Origin of the sequence: Serratia sp. AXJ-M (assembly GCF_046531865.1) — a bacterium.
Taxonomy (GTDB): Bacteria; Pseudomonadota; Gammaproteobacteria; order Enterobacterales; family Enterobacteriaceae; genus Serratia; species Serratia liquefaciens.
On record NZ_CP059394.1, the window covers coordinates 4,763,871 to 4,780,218 of the forward strand.

Annotated in this window: 16 protein-coding genes; 6 read left to right on the forward strand and 10 right to left on the reverse strand. The window is 56.8% G+C overall.

Annotated elements, in window-relative coordinates:
* Positions 1–83 precede the first annotated feature (83 nt).
* A complete protein-coding gene (locus tag H0S68_RS22195; protein WP_410529027.1) occupies positions 84–833 on the forward strand; it encodes a 3-oxoacyl-ACP reductase family protein in 750 nt (249 codons plus the stop codon).
* 61 nt (positions 834–894) lie between these two features.
* Here H0S68_RS22195 and ssb1 read toward each other — a convergent pair whose 3' ends face one another.
* Positions 895–1,431, reverse strand: a complete 537-nt coding sequence (ssb1, locus tag H0S68_RS22200; protein WP_020837150.1) for a single-stranded DNA-binding protein SSB1 — start codon at positions 1,429–1,431, stop codon at positions 895–897.
* A gap of 277 nt (positions 1,432–1,708) precedes the next feature.
* On the opposite strand from ssb1, the gene uvrA reads away from it, so the two are divergent.
* Both uvrA and H0S68_RS22210 read left to right on the forward strand, forming a co-directional pair.
* The gene (gene uvrA / locus H0S68_RS22205; protein WP_142816294.1) at positions 1,709–4,540 is read left to right on the forward strand and encodes an excinuclease ABC subunit UvrA; all 2,832 of its coding nucleotides are present in this window, start codon (positions 1,709–1,711) and stop codon (positions 4,538–4,540) included.
* Positions 4,541–4,764: 224 nt separating this feature from the next.
* Complete coding sequence (locus tag H0S68_RS22210) at positions 4,765–5,817, forward strand: NAD(P)-dependent alcohol dehydrogenase (protein ID WP_020837152.1); 1,053 nt, start codon at positions 4,765–4,767, stop codon at positions 5,815–5,817.
* A 34-nt stretch (positions 5,818–5,851) separates the two neighbouring features.
* Here H0S68_RS22210 and maa read toward each other — a convergent pair whose 3' ends face one another.
* The 5 genes from maa to H0S68_RS22235 all read right to left on the reverse strand — a co-directional run bounded on the left by maa (position 5,852) and on the right by H0S68_RS22235 (position 9,221).
* Positions 5,852–6,409 carry a maltose O-acetyltransferase gene (gene maa / locus H0S68_RS22215; RefSeq protein WP_044553781.1) on the reverse strand — a complete coding sequence of 186 codons (558 nt, stop codon included), beginning with the start codon at positions 6,407–6,409 and terminating at the stop codon, positions 5,852–5,854.
* A gap of 169 nt (positions 6,410–6,578) precedes the next feature.
* Positions 6,579–6,932, reverse strand: a complete 354-nt coding sequence (locus H0S68_RS22220) for an MmcQ/YjbR family DNA-binding protein (protein WP_020837154.1) — start codon at positions 6,930–6,932, stop codon at positions 6,579–6,581.
* Between the two features lie 4 nt (positions 6,933–6,936).
* A complete protein-coding gene (locus H0S68_RS22225; protein WP_017894193.1) occupies positions 6,937–7,353 on the reverse strand; it encodes a secondary thiamine-phosphate synthase enzyme YjbQ in 417 nt (138 codons plus the stop codon).
* Positions 7,354–7,479: 126 nt separating this feature from the next.
* On the reverse strand, positions 7,480–8,673 hold the full coding sequence (locus H0S68_RS22230) for an amino acid aminotransferase (RefSeq protein ID WP_261287010.1): 1,194 nt from the start codon (positions 8,671–8,673) through the stop codon (positions 7,480–7,482).
* An 80-nt stretch (positions 8,674–8,753) separates the two neighbouring features.
* Positions 8,754–9,221, reverse strand: a complete 468-nt coding sequence (locus H0S68_RS22235) for an Lrp/AsnC family transcriptional regulator (protein ID WP_020837156.1) — start codon at positions 9,219–9,221, stop codon at positions 8,754–8,756.
* Positions 9,222–9,435: 214 nt separating this feature from the next.
* Between H0S68_RS22235 and H0S68_RS22240 the strand changes: the two genes are divergently transcribed.
* The gene (locus tag H0S68_RS22240; protein ID WP_048759931.1) at positions 9,436–10,203 is read left to right on the forward strand and encodes a transporter substrate-binding domain-containing protein; all 768 of its coding nucleotides are present in this window, start codon (positions 9,436–9,438) and stop codon (positions 10,201–10,203) included.
* 42 nt (positions 10,204–10,245) lie between these two features.
* Here H0S68_RS22240 and alr read toward each other — a convergent pair whose 3' ends face one another.
* Positions 10,246–11,325, reverse strand: a complete 1,080-nt coding sequence (gene alr / locus H0S68_RS22245) for an alanine racemase (RefSeq protein ID WP_048759934.1) — start codon at positions 11,323–11,325, stop codon at positions 10,246–10,248.
* A 17-nt stretch (positions 11,326–11,342) separates the two neighbouring features.
* The gene (dnaB, locus tag H0S68_RS22250) at positions 11,343–12,767 is read right to left on the reverse strand and encodes a replicative DNA helicase (protein WP_020837159.1); all 1,425 of its coding nucleotides are present in this window, start codon (positions 12,765–12,767) and stop codon (positions 11,343–11,345) included.
* A 180-nt stretch (positions 12,768–12,947) separates the two neighbouring features.
* Here dnaB and H0S68_RS22255 point away from each other — a divergent pair, with 180 nt between their 5' ends.
* Together H0S68_RS22255 and H0S68_RS22260 are read left to right on the forward strand one after the other, a co-directional pair.
* On the forward strand, positions 12,948–13,937 hold the full coding sequence (locus H0S68_RS22255) for a quinone oxidoreductase (RefSeq protein ID WP_400827852.1): 990 nt from the start codon (positions 12,948–12,950) through the stop codon (positions 13,935–13,937).
* 117 nt (positions 13,938–14,054) lie between these two features.
* Positions 14,055–14,486: a lysozyme inhibitor LprI family protein gene (locus H0S68_RS22260; protein WP_041415033.1), complete on the forward strand. Its 432-nt coding sequence runs from the start codon at positions 14,055–14,057 to the stop codon at positions 14,484–14,486.
* 309 nt (positions 14,487–14,795) lie between these two features.
* On the opposite strand, the gene pspG is transcribed toward H0S68_RS22260, so the two are convergent.
* Positions 14,796–15,014: an envelope stress response protein PspG gene (gene pspG, locus H0S68_RS22265; protein ID WP_020837162.1), complete on the reverse strand. Its 219-nt coding sequence runs from the start codon at positions 15,012–15,014 to the stop codon at positions 14,796–14,798.
* Positions 15,015–15,174: 160 nt separating this feature from the next.
* A complete protein-coding gene (dusA, locus tag H0S68_RS22270; RefSeq protein ID WP_128864504.1) occupies positions 15,175–16,185 on the reverse strand; it encodes a tRNA dihydrouridine(20/20a) synthase DusA in 1,011 nt (336 codons plus the stop codon).
* Between the last annotated feature and the right edge of the window lie 163 nt (positions 16,186–16,348).

Below are 16,348 nucleotides of genomic sequence, written 5' to 3' on the forward strand. Positions count from 1 at the left end.
CTCTTTGTGGCTAGTGGCAACCCGGCGTTTCCCAGATACTGATCCGGTAGATGTTTAACCTCACCCCACTCTGGAGAAGCACCATGACAACAGCACATCCTCTGCAAAACAAAGTCGCATTTATTCAGGGCGGCTCACGCGGCATTGGTGCCGCCATCGTTAAGCGCCTGGCACGTGAAGGCGCCACCGTAGCCTTCACCTACGTCGCCTCCGCCGAAAAAGCAGACGCCCTGGTGGGCGAAATCACCGCCACCGGCGGTAAAGCGCTCGCCATCAAGGCCGACAGTGCCGATGCCGCGGCCCTGCAACAAGCGGTACGCCAGGCAGTAAACAGCCTGGGTAATCTGGACATTCTGGTGAACAACGCCGGCGTGCTTGCGATGGGCAGTACCGAAGAGCTGCCGCTGGAAGATCTGGATCGCACGCTGGCTGTCAACGTGCGCAGCGTATTTGTCGCCAGCCAGGAAGCGGCGCGCCATATGAATGACGGTGGCCGAATCATCAATATTGGCAGCACCAACGCTGAACGCATGCCCTTTGCCGGCGGCGCAGTTTATGCCATGAGCAAATCCGCGCTGGTCGGTCTGACCAAAGGCATGGCGCGCGATCTGGGCCCACGCGGCATCACCGTCAATAACGTGCAACCCGGCCCGGTCGATACCGACATGAATCCGGCCAGCGGTGATTTCGCCGAACAGTTAAAAGCCATGATGGCCATCAGCCGTTACGGTAAAGATGAGGAGATCGCCAGCTTTGTCGCTTACCTCGCCGGTCCGGAGGCGGGCTATATCACCGGTGCCAGCCTGAGCATCGACGGCGGTTTTTCGGCTTAAATGTTCTGAAAAGCAAAAAGCCCCGAAAGGGGCTTTTTTTTGGGCTTAGGACAACCTGATATCAGAAAGGAATATCGTCGTCGAAGTCCATTGGCGGTTCATTGCTGCTGGCTGCCGGTGCGTTGTTCTGCGCCGGGCGCGCCTGCTGGCCACCGCTGAACTGGTTGCCGCCTTGTGGCTGCTGAGGTTGACCCCAACCGCCCTGGCCGCCGGAAGCCTGACCACCGCCTGCCGGTGCGCCACCGCCTTGACGGCCGCCCAGCATCTGCATGGTGCCGCCAACGTTAACCACAACTTCGGTGGTGTATTTTTCTACGCCAGCCTGATCGGTCCATTTGCGAGTCTGCAGCGCGCCCTCGATGTACACCTGGGAACCTTTACGCAGATATTCGCCCGCCACTTCAGCCAGCTTGCCGAACAGCACAACGCGGTGCCACTCGGTCTTTTCTTTCTGCTCGCCAGTCGCCTTGTCACGCCAGCTTTCGGAGGTTGCCAGGGTAATGTTGGCCACTGCACCGCCATTCGGCATGTAACGGACTTCCGGGTCTTGGCCCAGATTCCCGACCAGAATTACTTTGTTTACGCCTCTGCTGGCCATGAGAACTCTCCTGATGATTGATTTTTACACAGTATAAACGAGTAAGTTTAACACGCTCAGCCTGAAACGACACCCGTGTTGATTACTGCGTGCTGTATTCCGGAATTGTCCTTTCGATCGACCTGTTTGCATTCATGTACTGGATATTCATTCAGGTTTTTTTGTGTCATAATTATGCGTTTCGTACTGGCTGTGCCGGTTTTTTGCGCGTTCGATCACATAATCGTGTGTAAATCACCCAGACAGGCGCGGTGTATCATCAAGACGGGAAGTGTAAATGGACAATATCGAAGTTCGTGGTGCTCGAACCCATAATCTCAAAAACATCAACCTGATTATCCCGCGTGACAAGCTGATCGTCGTCACCGGTCTGTCCGGTTCAGGCAAGTCCTCGCTGGCCTTTGATACCCTGTATGCCGAAGGGCAGCGTCGCTACGTCGAATCGCTCTCCGCCTATGCACGCCAGTTCCTTTCGCTGATGGAAAAACCGGACGTCGACCACATTGAAGGTCTGTCACCGGCAATTTCCATCGAGCAGAAATCGACCTCGCATAACCCGCGATCCACGGTCGGCACCATCACCGAGATCCACGATTACCTGCGTCTGCTGTTTGCCCGCGTCGGCGAACCGCGTTGCCCGGATCACCATGTCGAACTGGCGGCGCAGACCGTTAGCCAGATGGTGGATAACGTGCTCAGCCAGCCGGAAGGCAAACGCCTGATGCTGCTGGCCCCGGTGGTAAAAGACCGCAAGGGCGAGCACACCAAAACGCTGGAAAACCTCGCGAGCCAGGGCTATATCCGTGCACGCATCGACGGCGAAGTGTGCGATCTTTCCGATCCCCCGAAGCTGGAGTTGCAGAAAAAGCACACCATCGAAGTGGTGGTCGATCGCTTTAAAGTACGTGATGATCTGTCGCAGCGTCTGGCGGAATCCTTCGAGACCGCGCTGGAGCTGTCCGGCGGCACCGCCATTGTGGCTGATATGGACGACGAAAAAGCGGATGAGCTGCTGTTTTCTGCCAACTTCGCCTGCCCTATCTGCGGCTACAGCATGCGCGAACTCGAACCGCGCCTGTTTTCGTTCAACAACCCGGCTGGCGCCTGCCCAACGTGCGACGGTCTGGGCGTACAGCAGTTCTTCGATCCGGAACGCGTAGTGCAAAACCCCGAGCTTTCGCTGGCCGGCGGTGCCATTCGCGGTTGGGATCGTCGCAACTTCTACTACTTCCAGATGCTGCGTTCGCTGGCAGAGCATTACGCGTTTGACGTTGAAGCGCCTTTCAACAGCCTGGACGCCAACGTGCAGAAAGCGGTGCTCAGCGGCTCCGGTAAAGAATCGATCGAATTCAAATACATCAACGATCGCGGTGACACCACCGTGCGCCGCCATCCGTTCGAAGGCGTGCTGCACAACATGGAGCGCCGTTATAAAGAAACCGAATCCAGTGCGGTGCGCGAAGAGCTGGCGAAGTTTATCAGCAACCGCCCTTGTGCCTCGTGCCACGGCACCCGTCTGCGCGAAGAAGCGCGAAACGTGTTCGTTGAAGACACCACGCTGCCGGAAATTTCCGATCTGAGCATCGGCCATGCGATGGCCTTCTTCCAGAACATGAAGCTCAGCGGCCAGCGCGCCAAGATCGCCGAGAAAGTGCTGAAAGAGATTGGCGATCGCCTGAAGTTCCTGGTGAACGTCGGCCTGAACTACCTGTCGCTGTCGCGTTCGGCGGAAACCCTCTCCGGCGGTGAAGCGCAGCGTATCCGTTTGGCCAGCCAGATTGGTGCCGGCCTGGTGGGCGTGATGTACGTGCTGGATGAGCCGTCAATCGGCCTGCATCAGCGCGACAACGAACGCCTGCTGGAAACCCTGATCCATCTGCGTAACCTCGGTAACACGGTGATCGTGGTGGAACATGACGAAGACGCCATCCGCGCCGCCGACCATGTCATCGACATCGGTCCCGGCGCCGGCGTGCACGGCGGTCAGGTAGTGGCGGAAGGCACCGTCGAAGACATCATGGCGCAGCCTGAGTCCTTGACCGGCCAGTTCCTCAGCGGCAAACGCGAGATTGCCATTCCGGAACAGCGCGTCCCGGCGGACCCGACCAAGGTGCTGAAATTGAGCGGTGCTCGCGGTAACAACCTGAAGGACGTGACGCTGACGCTGCCGGTGGGGCTATTTACCTGCATTACCGGGGTATCCGGCTCCGGCAAATCCACGCTGATCAACGACACGCTGTTCCCGATCGCCCAGCGCCAGCTCAACGGTGCCACTATTGCCGAACCGGCGCCGTTCCGCGAAGTGACCGGTCTGGAGCACTTCGACAAGGTGATCGACATCGATCAAAGCCCGATCGGGCGCACTCCGCGTTCCAACCCGGCGACCTACACCGGCATCTTCACCCCGGTGCGTGAGCTGTTCGCCGGCGTGCCGGAATCGCGCAGTCGCGGTTACAACCCGGGCCGCTTCAGCTTTAACGTCAAGGGTGGCCGCTGCGAAGCCTGCCAGGGTGACGGTGTGATCAAGGTGGAAATGCACTTCCTGCCGGACATCTATGTACCGTGCGACCAGTGCAAAGGCAAACGCTATAACCGCGAAACGCTGGAAGTGAAGTACAAAGGCAAAAGCATCCACGAAGTGCTGGAGATGACCATCGAAGAGGCTCGTGATTTCTTCGACGCGGTACCGGCATTGGCGCGTAAGTTGCAAACCTTGATTGAAGTCGGCCTGTCGTACATCCGTCTCGGCCAGTCGGCGACCACGCTGTCCGGCGGGGAAGCGCAGCGCGTCAAGCTGGCTCGTGAGCTGTCAAAACGCGGTACCGGTCAAACGCTGTACATCCTGGATGAGCCGACCACCGGGCTGCACTTCGCCGATATTCAGCAACTGCTGGCGGTGCTGCATCAACTGCGCGATCAGGGCAATACCATCGTGGTGATTGAGCACAACCTGGACGTGATTAAAACCGCGGACTGGATTGTCGACCTGGGGCCGGAAGGTGGCAGCGGCGGCGGTGAGATCCTGGTTGCCGGCACGCCGGAAACCGTGGCTAATTGCGAAACGTCGCACACCGCGCGCTTCCTTAAGCCGTTACTGAAGAAGAAATAATCCCCTGCCAGGCGGGTCGTTACTGTAGCGGCCCGCACGCTTACCCGTTTCGGTCAAATTGAACAGAAACAGGCAAGATTTAGACATTTTCAGGCATTTCCCTCCCTGCTCTCAGCTTTTATCATCAATGTTCCCTCTGTGGCCCTTTGCCGTGCTCAGGCCACGTCCACCGGCACCCTACTGCCGGAAGCCGTTCCCCCCATACACTGATGACTGGAGTTACCATGAACATTACGCACGCCTATGCCGCGCATGACGCCAAATCAGCGTTAGTTCCTTTTGATTACACGCCGCGCACCTTGCGCGACCACGATGTGCAAATCAAGGTTCTGTTCTGTGGCGTCTGCCATTCGGATTTACACCAGGCCCGCAACGAATGGAACAACACCCTTTTTCCGGTGGTTCCCGGCCACGAAATTGTGGGGCGCGTGAGCGCCGTCGGCAACCATGTGTCACGCTATCAGGTCGGCGATTTGGTCGGCGTGGGCTGTATGGTGGACTCCTGCCGCAGCTGTCCGAGCTGTGACGAGGGTCTGGAGCAATATTGTGAAAATGGGTTTACCGGCACCTATAACGGTGAGGATCGACAAACCGGCGCCACCACCTACGGCGGCTACTCCACCGATATGGTAGTAGATCAGGACTTTGTACTTCGCGTACCGGAAAACCTCGATCCTGCCGGTGTCGCCCCCTTGCTGTGCGCCGGTATCACCACCTATTCCCCGCTGCGTCAATGGGGCGCCGGTCCGGGTAAAAAGGTGGGCATCGTCGGTCTCGGCGGGCTGGGGCACATGGGCGTTAAACTGGCCCGGGCGATGGGAGCGCATGTGGTGCTGTTCACGACTTCAGCGTCCAAAGTCGAAGATGCCAAACGCCTCGGCGCTCACGAAGTGGTGATCTCACGCAATCCGGAAGAGATGGCGCAGCACACCAACAGTTTCGATTTTATTCTTAACACGGTGGCGGCCCAGCACGATCTGAACCCGTTCCTCAATCTGCTACGCCGTGACGGCACCCTGACGCTGGTTGGCGCACCGGAGCACGACCATCCGTCACCGCAGGTGTTTAACCTGATCATGAAGCGTCGTCGCATCGCCGGTTCACTGATTGGCGGCATTGCAGAAACCCAGGAGATGCTGGATTTCTGCGGCCAGCACGGCATTACCTCGGATATCGAACTGATCCCGATGCAGCAAATCAATGAAGCCTTCGAGCGGATGCTGAAAAGCGACGTGAAATATCGCTTCGTGGTGGATATCGACTCTTTGCGAGCCTAAGCCTCTCGGGCGCCCACAGCGGCGCCCGATTTTCTTACAGCTGCTTTATCACTCGCGCCGGATTGCCGCCGACCACGCAGTTCGCAGGCACGTCCTTGGTCACCACCGCACCGGACGCCACCACCACGTTATCCCCCAGCGTAACGCCGGGATTAATCACCGCACGACCGCCAATCCACACATTATTGCCAATGCGCACCGGCTTGCCGAACTCCGCCCCGCCCACGCGGGTTTCCGCATCCAGCGGATGGGTGGCGGTATAAATATGCACTCCAGGCGCCAGCAGGCAGTTATCGCCGATATGCACTTCGCATACGTCGAGGATCACGCAGTCAAAATTGGCGTAGAAATTCTTCCCCAGATAGATGTTGTAGCCGTAATCGCAGCGAAACGTCGGCTCGATAGTGCCCCCCTGATACTGGCCCAACAATTCTGCCAATCCCTGTTTACGCAGGTCGCCCTCATCCGGTGACGAATGGTTGTAACGGTGGATCAATTGGCGTGCGCGCTTGCGCTCGCTGCGCAACAGTTCGTCGCCGGCGTCGTACAATTCACCGGCAATCATTTTGCGTTTTTCTTCACTCATCGCCATCTCGCGGCATCCTTTGGTATTTCGGCTTATTGATTAAAAAGCCTAGTCTTTCCTCATCAACAATAAAACGGGAACGTTCCCAATATCGAATCGCGATCACAGTTTGGAGGGAAAACAGAAGAAATAAACGAAGGACTCAGGCAGGCGCTACACCTGCCGTTATCTATGGCTAGGCGCGCAATTCCTGGCGCACATGGTCGGGTAACCCTTCCAGCACCAGCTGATAGGAACTGTCGATCAACGTATAGAACTGCGAGTTCGGCAGATTGCCATCAAGAAAGACCGTATTCCAGTGTGCCTTGTTCAGTCCGACGCAGGGGACGATCTCCGGGTGATGCTCCCGTAGGCTTTCCGCCAGTTCCGGGCTGGATTTTACCGCCAAAGCAGGTCGCCCCTGTACCTCGCACACCATGGCGAACATAACGTCGCCGACCTTGATTTGGCTGGCCTGCCACTGGTTCTGGTCGCTCTGTTCCGCGCCCGGCTTCGCCATGCAGTATTCCAGCAGTGCTGTGTTATTCATTGGGTTATTCCCCCTGTAACGTGGCCACAACCCGGCGTGAACCGCCGTGGATGCGGTGCTCCCCCAGCCAAATTCCCTGCCATGTGCCCAGCATCAGCCGCCCGTGACCGACAGGCAGCGTCAACGACGTGCCCAACAGAGAGGATTTGATGTGCGCCGGCATGTCGTCCGGCCCTTCGTAGTCATGCTGATAGGGTGCGTTCTCTGGCACCTGACGCAGGAAATGCTGCTCCATGTCGGCTCGCACCGTAGGATCGCAATTCTCGTTCAGCGTCAGCGAGGCCGAGGTATGCTGCAATAACAGATGCAGCAGGCCAGTTTGCAGGCGGTGTAAGTGGGTTAGCTGGTCAGTAATCTCTTCGGTAACCAGATGAAAACCACGCGCTTTTGCGCTGAGGATTAGCGTTTGCTGATGCCACATAAGTGAGCGCCCCTCAATCAGTATATTCTCTCTCCAGTTTGCGGCAACTCTGGCGGCAAACCGACAACAAAAAAGGAGCGATATCGCTATCGCTCCCTGGCTAACGTCAGTTTACCCTAACAGCTTTTACTGCACGGCGGCAAACGCCTCGGCTACCTGATGCACGTTGTGGTGGTTCAGGCCAGCCATGCAAACGCGTCCGCTGTGGATCAGGTACACGCCGAATTCTTCACGCAGGCGATCAACCTGTGCAGCGCTAAAGCCGGTGTAGCTGAACATGCCGCGCTGTGCGAGCAGATAGTCGAAGTTCCGTTGCGGCAGGGCGATTTTCAGCGCTTCCACCAGCGTCTTGCGCATCTCGAGAATACGGGTGCGCATGGTTTCCACTTCGGCCAACCACTGGGCTTTCAGCTGCGCGTCGTTCAGCACCTTCGCCACCACCTGCGCACCGAAGTTCGGCGGGCTGGAGTAGTTACGACGCACCGTGGCCTTCAGTTGCCCCAACACGCGTCCGGCCGCTTCTTCGCTTTCACACACCACCGACAGGCCGCCGACGCGTTCGCCGTACAGCGAGAAAATTTTCGAGAAGGAATTGCTCACCAGGCATGGCAAACCGGCCGCAGCAATAGTGCGGATAGCGTAGGCATCATCGGCAATGCCGCCGCCGAAGCCCTGATAAGCGATATCGAGGAACGGGATCAGTTCCCGCTCGGCGATCACTTTGACCACTTCATCCCACTGAGTGTGGGTCAGGTCGGAACCTGTCGGGTTATGGCAGCACGGGTGCAGCAATGCGATGCTGTGCTTCGGCAGCTGTTTCAACGCGCTCAGCATGGCGTCAAATTTCACGCCCAGGCTTTCGCTGTCGAAGTACGGATAGGTGTTCACTTTGAACCCAGCGCCGCCAAAGATGGCAACGTGGTTTTCCCAGGTCGGATCGCTGACCCACACCTGCGAATCCGGGAAGTAGCTTTTCAGGAAGTCGGCACCGACTTTCAGCGCGCCGGAACCGCCCACGGTTTGAATGGTGGCGATGCGCCCTTGCTGCAGCATCGGGTGTTCGGCACCGAACAGCAAATGTTGGATCGCCGTGCGGTAAGGCAGCAGACCTTCCATCGGCAGGTACACCGATGCCCCCTGATCCACACTGTTCAGTTGCGCTTCTGCCGCAGCAACCGCTTTCATCTGCGGGATAATGCCCTGCTCATCATAGTAAAGGCCGATACTCAGGTTAACCTTGTGCGCACGTGAGTCTTTTTTGAATTTTTCCATCAGCGACAGGATCGGGTCACCTGCGTAGGCATCAACATTCTGGAACACGGATTATTCTCCTGGATTATGGTGAGTAGGCACAGCGTTACGCTCCTAATATAGACGGAAAAGGCCGTTCAGTTTGAGCTTTATCTCGCAACCGGCAACAAACCATTTTCCTTGATTCGGTTGAGCACCACCGCCGTTTTGATATGCGCCACGCTTTTGTGGCGGGACAGCGTCTGGCTGATCAAATCGTCCAGTGCCGGCAGGTCCGCCACCGCAACCTTCAGCAGATAATCAGCATCGCCGGTGGTTTTGTAAGCGTCAAGAATGGCGTCCACTTCTTCCAGCATCTGATGGAAACTGTCGATCTGCTCCTGAGCATGGTGGGTCAGGCTCACTTCTATCAGGCCAACCAACCCTAGCCCGACGGCCTCCGGTGCCAGTCGCGCGTGGTAACCGCGGATCAGTTGCGCCTGTTCCAGGCTGATACGCCGCCGCGAACACTGGGATGCCGACAGCCCCACCAGATCGCTCAGCTCCTGATTGGTCAGACGGCCATTGGCCTGTAACAGCGTCAGGATTTTCATATCAAAATCGTCAATGTTGTACATAGCCACCTGTAAACTGTGTTAATAAATGTTGACGTTACAGCCTATCAGTTTTTTGACTGTGGATACCCTTCCCGCGCCGAGGTTGTGAAGCGCACAGCAGCAATGCCGGACGTTTCCGCCTGCAAATGGCATAAAAAACGGGTAACTCGCGCAAGTCAGCAACAATGAGCGGTTAAATAGCGCATAAAACCACGAATGTATAATAAGGACGCCGATGAAAAGATTTCTCCCTCTCGCACTGCTGGTTGCCGCCGGAAGCGCCAGCGCACAATCGCATTTGGATAAGGTGATACAACAAGGCACGCTGGAAGTGTGCACCACCGGCGATTACAAACCCTATACCTTCCAAAAAGAAGACGGCAGCTACGAAGGCATTGATATCGCCATGGCGGAATCGCTGGCAAAAAGCCTCGGCGCCAAGGTGAAATGGGTGAAAACCAGTTGGAAAACCCTGACACCGGACTTTGTCGCCGGCAAATGTGATATCGCCATGGGCGGCATCTCAGTCACGCTGCAACGTCAAAAGCAGGTGTTCTTCGCCGACCCGTTGGATACCGACGGCAAGATCCCGTTAGTGCGCTGCACCGACGTGAAGAAATACCGCACCATTGACCAGATCAATAAACCGTCCGTGCGCCTGCTTGAGCCGGCAGGCGGCACCAACGAGGCCTTTGTCCACGCCTATCTGCCCAAGGCCAAACTGACGTTGACCCATGATAATTTGGGGATTTTCCAGCAGTTGGTCGACAAGAAAGCCGATGTGATGATTACCGACGCTTCCGAGGCGCAGTATCAGCAAAAACGCTATCCGAAGCTGTGCGCGGTCAACCCGAAAAAGCCGATGCAGTATGGCGAAAAGGCTTACATGCTGCCGCGTGACGATTTGAGCTGGAAGCTGTATGTGGATCAGTGGCTGCACCTGGCCAAGGCGACCGGCGAGTATCAAAGCATTATCGATCAGTGGTTGGCAGTGAAGAAGTAACTCAATATAACGGGGCCGCTGCCTGGCGGCCCCTCAATGGACTTATTCGCCGATATATTCCATCGCCACGCGCTGCGTCAGTTTGGTAATCAGTTCATAAGCACTGATGCCGGTGCATTCGGCGATGCGTTCGACCGGTAACTCCTGCCCCCACAGCACCACCTCATCCCCGACCTTGTCGGTCGCGTTCGGCCCCAGATCGACCGACATCATGTCCATCGACACCCGGCCCACGATCGGCACTTCACGGCCGTTGAGCCACACCGGCGTACCGGAAGGCGCGCTGCGCGGGTAACCGTCGCCGTAGCCCATCGCCACCACGCCCAAGCGAGTATCACCTTCACTGACCCAGGTGCCGCCGTAGCCTACGGACTCGCCGGCCTTGTGCTCACGCACCGCGATCAGGTTGGACTTGAGCGTCATCGCCGGCTGCAGATCAAACTGGCTGCCGTTGGCGTCCTCCATCGGCGAGACGCCATACAGGATAATGCCTGGGCGAACCCAGTCGTTATGCGCATCTGGCCACAGCAGGGTACCGCCGGAGGCGGCAATAGAACGCTGGCCCGGTTTACCACGGGCAAACTGTTCAAAGCACTGCATTTGTTTGAGCGTGGCATCGGAACCCGGCTCATCGGCACGGCTGAAGTGGCTCATGATATTCACCGGCTGCACCACATTGCGGCAGGCGCTGAGACGCTGATAAAACGCCTCGGCATGCTCAGGGCGGACCCCCAGACGATGCATGCCGGTATCCAGCTTCATCCACACCGGCACCGGACGCGCCAGCGTGGCCTGCTCCAGCGCTTCAAGCTGTTCGATACTGTGTACGGCGGTTTCGATGTTATTGGCCACCAGCACCGGCAGATCCTCGGCCGAGAAGAAGCCCTCGAGCATCAGGATGGGTTTGACGATGCCGCCGGAGCGCAGCTTCAACGCCTCGCCAATGCGGGCCACGCCGTAACAATCGGCATCTTGCAGGGTGTGGGCTGTTTCCAGCAGGCCATGTCCATAAGCGTTTGCTTTCACAACGGCAATCAGGCGACTTTGCGGCGCCTGACGGCGCACCTGTTGCAGATTATGTCGCAGAGCGCGGCGGTCGATTACAGCGGTTGCCGCTTTCATTTCAGTTCCTTAGCTGATTATTCGTCATCATACTGTGGCCCCGCATAGTTATCGAAGCGCGACCACTGGCCGTTAAAGGTAAGGCGTACGGTACCGATTGGGCCGTTACGCTGCTTACCCAGAATAATTTCGGCAATCCCTTTCAGATCGCTGTTCTCGTGATAAACCTCATCACGGTAGATGAACATAATCAGGTCGGCGTCCTGCTCGATGGAGCCGGACTCACGCAGGTCGGAGTTGACCGGGCGCTTGTCGGCACGCTGCTCCAGGCTTCGGTTCAGCTGCGACAGTGCCACCACCGGTACCTGCAGCTCTTTCGCCAGGGCTTTTAACGAGCGGGAGATCTCGGCAATTTCCAACGTTCGGTTGTCGGAGAGCGACGGCACGCGCATCAACTGCAGGTAGTCGATCATGATCAGGCTGATGCCGTCATGTTCACGGAAAATACGCCGCGCACGGGAGCGCACTTCGGTTGGCGTCAGGCCAGAGGAGTCGTCAATGTACATATTGCGCTTCTCCAGCAGGATACCCATGGTGCTGGAAATTCGCGCCCAGTCCTCGTCATCGAGCTGGCCGGTACGAATACGGGTCTGATCCACACGTGACAGCGAGGCCAGCATACGCATCATGATCTGGTTGCAGGGCATTTCCAGGCTGAAAATCAGCACGGGCTTGTCCTGCGTCATCGCGGCGTGTTCGCACAGGTTCATGGCAAAGGTGGTTTTACCCATTGCAGGACGGGCGGCGACGATGATCAGATCCGATTTTTGCAAACCGGCGGTTTTCTTATTGAGATCCTGATAGCCGGTATCCACCCCGGTCACGCCATCGTGCGGCTGCTGATAGAGCTGCTCAATACGCGCAACGGTATCTTCCAGGATACGCTCGATCCCTTTTGGACCCTCATCTTTGCTGGCACGGTTTTCCGCGATTTGGAATACCCGCGATTCGGCTAAATCGAGCAGATCTTCACTGCTGCGCCCCTGCGGATCGTAGCCGGCGTCAGCGATCTCATTGGCCACCGAGATCATCTCACGCACTACCGCACGTTCACGCACGATATCCGCATAAGCGCCGATGTTGGCAGCGCTTGGGGTGTTTTTCGATAATTCGGCCAGATAGGCGAAGCCGCCGACAGAGTCCAGTTCGCCCCGCTGTTCCAGCGATTCGGACAGGGTGATCAAATCGATAGGCCGACTCATCTCCAGCAGGCGCTGCATCTCGGTAAAGATCAGGCGGTGCGGGCGGCTGAAGAAATCATTGGAGACCACGCGTTCCGCCACGTTATCCCAGCGTTCGTTATCCAGCATCAAACCGCCCAACACTGACTGCTCAGCCTCCAGCGAATGTGGCGGCATCTTCAGCCCTTCCATCTGGCGATCGCGTGGACGTTCTCTGGCTTCGTCTGCGTTTGTTTTGTTGGTTGGTTTTTTTCCTGCCATGAAGCGTATTCTTAATCCGGTTGCGAATGAAGGATCCTGACGCGAGAGTATACGTGATTTTTATCTGTGATTCCTGCGGCATAACCGATGCAAAAAAGGTATCAATCCGCGCGCGGACAAACTGGATCGCCAATACTAAAACGCGTAGGGTGAAATCAGACACCCACACGAGGTACTGATATGGCCAAGCGCATTCAATTCTCCGCCACCGGCGGCCCTGAAGTGTTGCAATACGTTGATTTTACCCCACCAGACCCGGCAGCCGGTGAGGTGCAGATCGAGAACAAGGCGATCGGCATCAACTATATCGACACCTACATACGCAGCGGGTTATACCCGCCCGCCAGCCTGCCAAGCGGGTTGGGCACCGAGGCGGCCGGCGTGGTCACCAAGATCGGCGCAGGAGTCAGCGCGCTGAAGCCGGGTGACCGCGTGGTTTACGCCCAGTCAACGCTCGGTGCTTACAGCGAAGTGCACAACGTCGCGCAGGAAAAAGTGGCCATCCTGCCGCACAATCTGAGTTTCGAGCAAGGGGCAGCCTCATTCCTGAAGGGGCTGACGGTGCATTACCTGCTGCGTCAAACCCATGAGGTGCAGCCGGGTGAAGTATTCCTGTTCCATGCTGCCGCAGGCGGTGTCGGGTTGATTGCCTGCCAGTGGGCCAAAGCGCTCGGGGCGAGGTTAATCGGCAGCGTCGGTTCCGACGAAAAAGCCGAGCTGGCGAAGCGTGCCGGCGCCTGGGCCACCATCAATTACCATAAGGAAGACATCGCCCAGCGCGTCGCCGAACTGACCCAGGGCGAAAAAGTCGGCGTGGTGTACGACTCTGTGGGCCAAAGCACCTGGCAAGCCTCGCTCAATAGCCTGAGGCGACGCGGGCTGATGGTGAGTTTTGGCAACGCCTCCGGCCCGGTTACCGGTGTCGATCTGGCATTGCTTAACCAGAAAGGCTCTCTGTATGTCACCCGCCCTTCCCTCAATGGCTACATCACCAGCCGCGCGGAGCTGCAATTTGCCAGCAATGAGCTGTTTTCATTGATCGGCAGCGGGGCCATCAAGGTCGACGTGAAGGAAGAGCAGAAGTTTGCGCTGGCTGACGCACAACGTGCGCATCAGGTGCTGGAAAGCCGTAATACCAGCGGCTCAAGCCTGCTGATCCCTGGTCGTTGAGTTGGAAAAAAGATCGGTAAAATTAGGTATAACGTGCGGTGGTACATCGTCTAAAGGCGAAGAGTGGAATATGATCTTCCGGCAATTCACGTTGTTCAATAGGGAAATAGCTCTGAAATGAAAATAAAAATGCTGGTTACAGCGCTGGTTTTCGCCGCAGCTCCAGCGTTGGCCACCGCAGCGCAGGCAGCGACGCCAAACGCAGAAAAAGACGCATTGATGAAATACCCTTACTCTGCCGCCTATACGCAATGTATGAGCAAACCAGATCTCAATACACCAAGTATGGCTGCCTGCATTGAAACAGAGTTCAAGCTCTGGGATGCACGCCTGAACAAGTCCTATAAGGAAGCGCTCAAGTTTAAGGCAGCCCCAAAAGCCTGGCGTGAGGCACAGCGTAACTGGCTGAAGTTCAAAGACAGCCAATGCCAGGCGCTGGTGGCAGCACCGCATGGCTCCGGCGATGCGCTGGATGCGGCTTCATGCGAACTGAACATGACCATTGAACGTACGTTGCAACTTGAAAGCGACAACTGGCCAAGATCTTAATATTGCTGGATTATCAGTAACAAAAAGGGCTCCGTAAGGAGCCCTTTTTGTTACTGCGTTTGTAGGGGTAGAGCAGAGTCCGCCAGAGACAGTGGGTTGCTTGAGCAACGCTCGTATTATTATTGTCTCTTGCGGTGATGAAATCGGTCGCATCGCTGCATCGGCAAACATCCTAACAGCCCCGAGGCGCAAAAAAAATGGCTAATGCGCCGCACCGGCCGTTTAAACGTCAAGCTGTGATCGCTGCCGCATTAAGAACGCATCTGTTGCTCGATTTTCAGCGTGACCGACTGATTATTCGACAAAAAATTAATAGCGGCGTATTGAAGGCTTCTGCATTGAACGGTAGATCCAAACGCCAACCACCGCCAAAATCAGCCACGGCAACAGCTTAATCACCATCGCAAACAGCCCGCCAATCAGCATGAATGCCGCGGCCACCAGCAACGCCGCGAATACGCCCAGCAACGAAATGCCCGTCACCATCAGCATGACGACAAAGCCGACCAGAAAGAAGAGTTCCAACATGATTTTGCTCCTTCGCAAAACAAAGTATCTGCGAAGGTATTACAAGAAGCGTGCCAAAATGGTGAGAGGACTAAGTTATTGAAATTGAAAAAAAAGGCATGCCGCATCACGCAACATACCTGGTCAAAAACACTAACTGTTAGTCAGAATTTTATCTCTATTACGCCATCTCGGTGCGCGGTAGGCGAACCAAATCCAGCGCCTGCTCAACCACTCGTGCATCGGCCCCTGGCTTATGGGCATTCTCACTCAGGTGACGGCGCCACTGACGGGCACCGGGCACGCCCTGGAACAACCCAAGGATATGGCGGGTGATATGGCCCAAATAAGTGCCATTCGACAGCTCGCGTTCAATGTACGGATACAACGATTCGATAATCGCTATGCTGTCCATAACTTCGCTTTGGCAGCCAAACAGTTCACTGTCGACCCGCGCCAGAATGCCCGGGTTCTGGTAGGCTTCGCGCCCCATCATCACGCCATCCAGATGCTGCAGATGCTGTTTCGCCTCTTCCAGCGTTTTCACCCCCCCGTTAATCGCCAGAGTGAGCGTCGGGAAATCCCTTTTTAACTGGTACACGCGCGGATAATCCAGCGGCGGCACTTCGCGGTTTTCTTTCGGACTCAGGCCCGACAGCCATGCCTTGCGGGCATGAATGGTAAACATGTCACATTCACCGCGCCCGGCGACGGTGGCGATGAAATCGCACAGAAACTCGTAGCTGTCCTGATCGTCAATACCAATGCGGGTTTTCACCGTCACCGGGATCGACACCACGTCGCGCATCGCCTTGATGCAGTCGGCAACCAGCGTTGCCTGCCCCATCAGGCAGGCACCGAACATGCCGTTCTGTACCCTATCCGACGGGCAACCGACGTTGAGGTTGATCTCGTCATAGCCGCGCTGCTCAGCCAGTTTGGCGCAGTGCGCCAGCGCAGCCGGATCGCTGCCGCCCAGTTGCAGCGCCACAGGATGTTCTTCTTCGCTGTAGGCCAGATAGTCGCCCTTACCGTGGATAATCGCGCCGGTAGTCACCATCTCGGTGTACAGCAAGGTTTCCTTGGTCAACAAGCGGTGGAAGTAACGGCAATGACGATCGGTCCAGTCGAGCATCGGCGCGATGGAAAAACGATTGGCGGCGTATTTTGGGGCGTTATTGTCTGTCGTCATGCTGGGCTACTGGCTACCTGATTCTGTCTGGGGTTCAACGAACGGCATGCTGCCGCAAACGGCTATTATAACGACAATCGGCGGCGTTGGGAAAACCGCTGTGTCGCCGATAAAAAAGCACCGGCAAAAGCGAATAAAAAGAGGCTGTCAGGTGTTCTCTCTG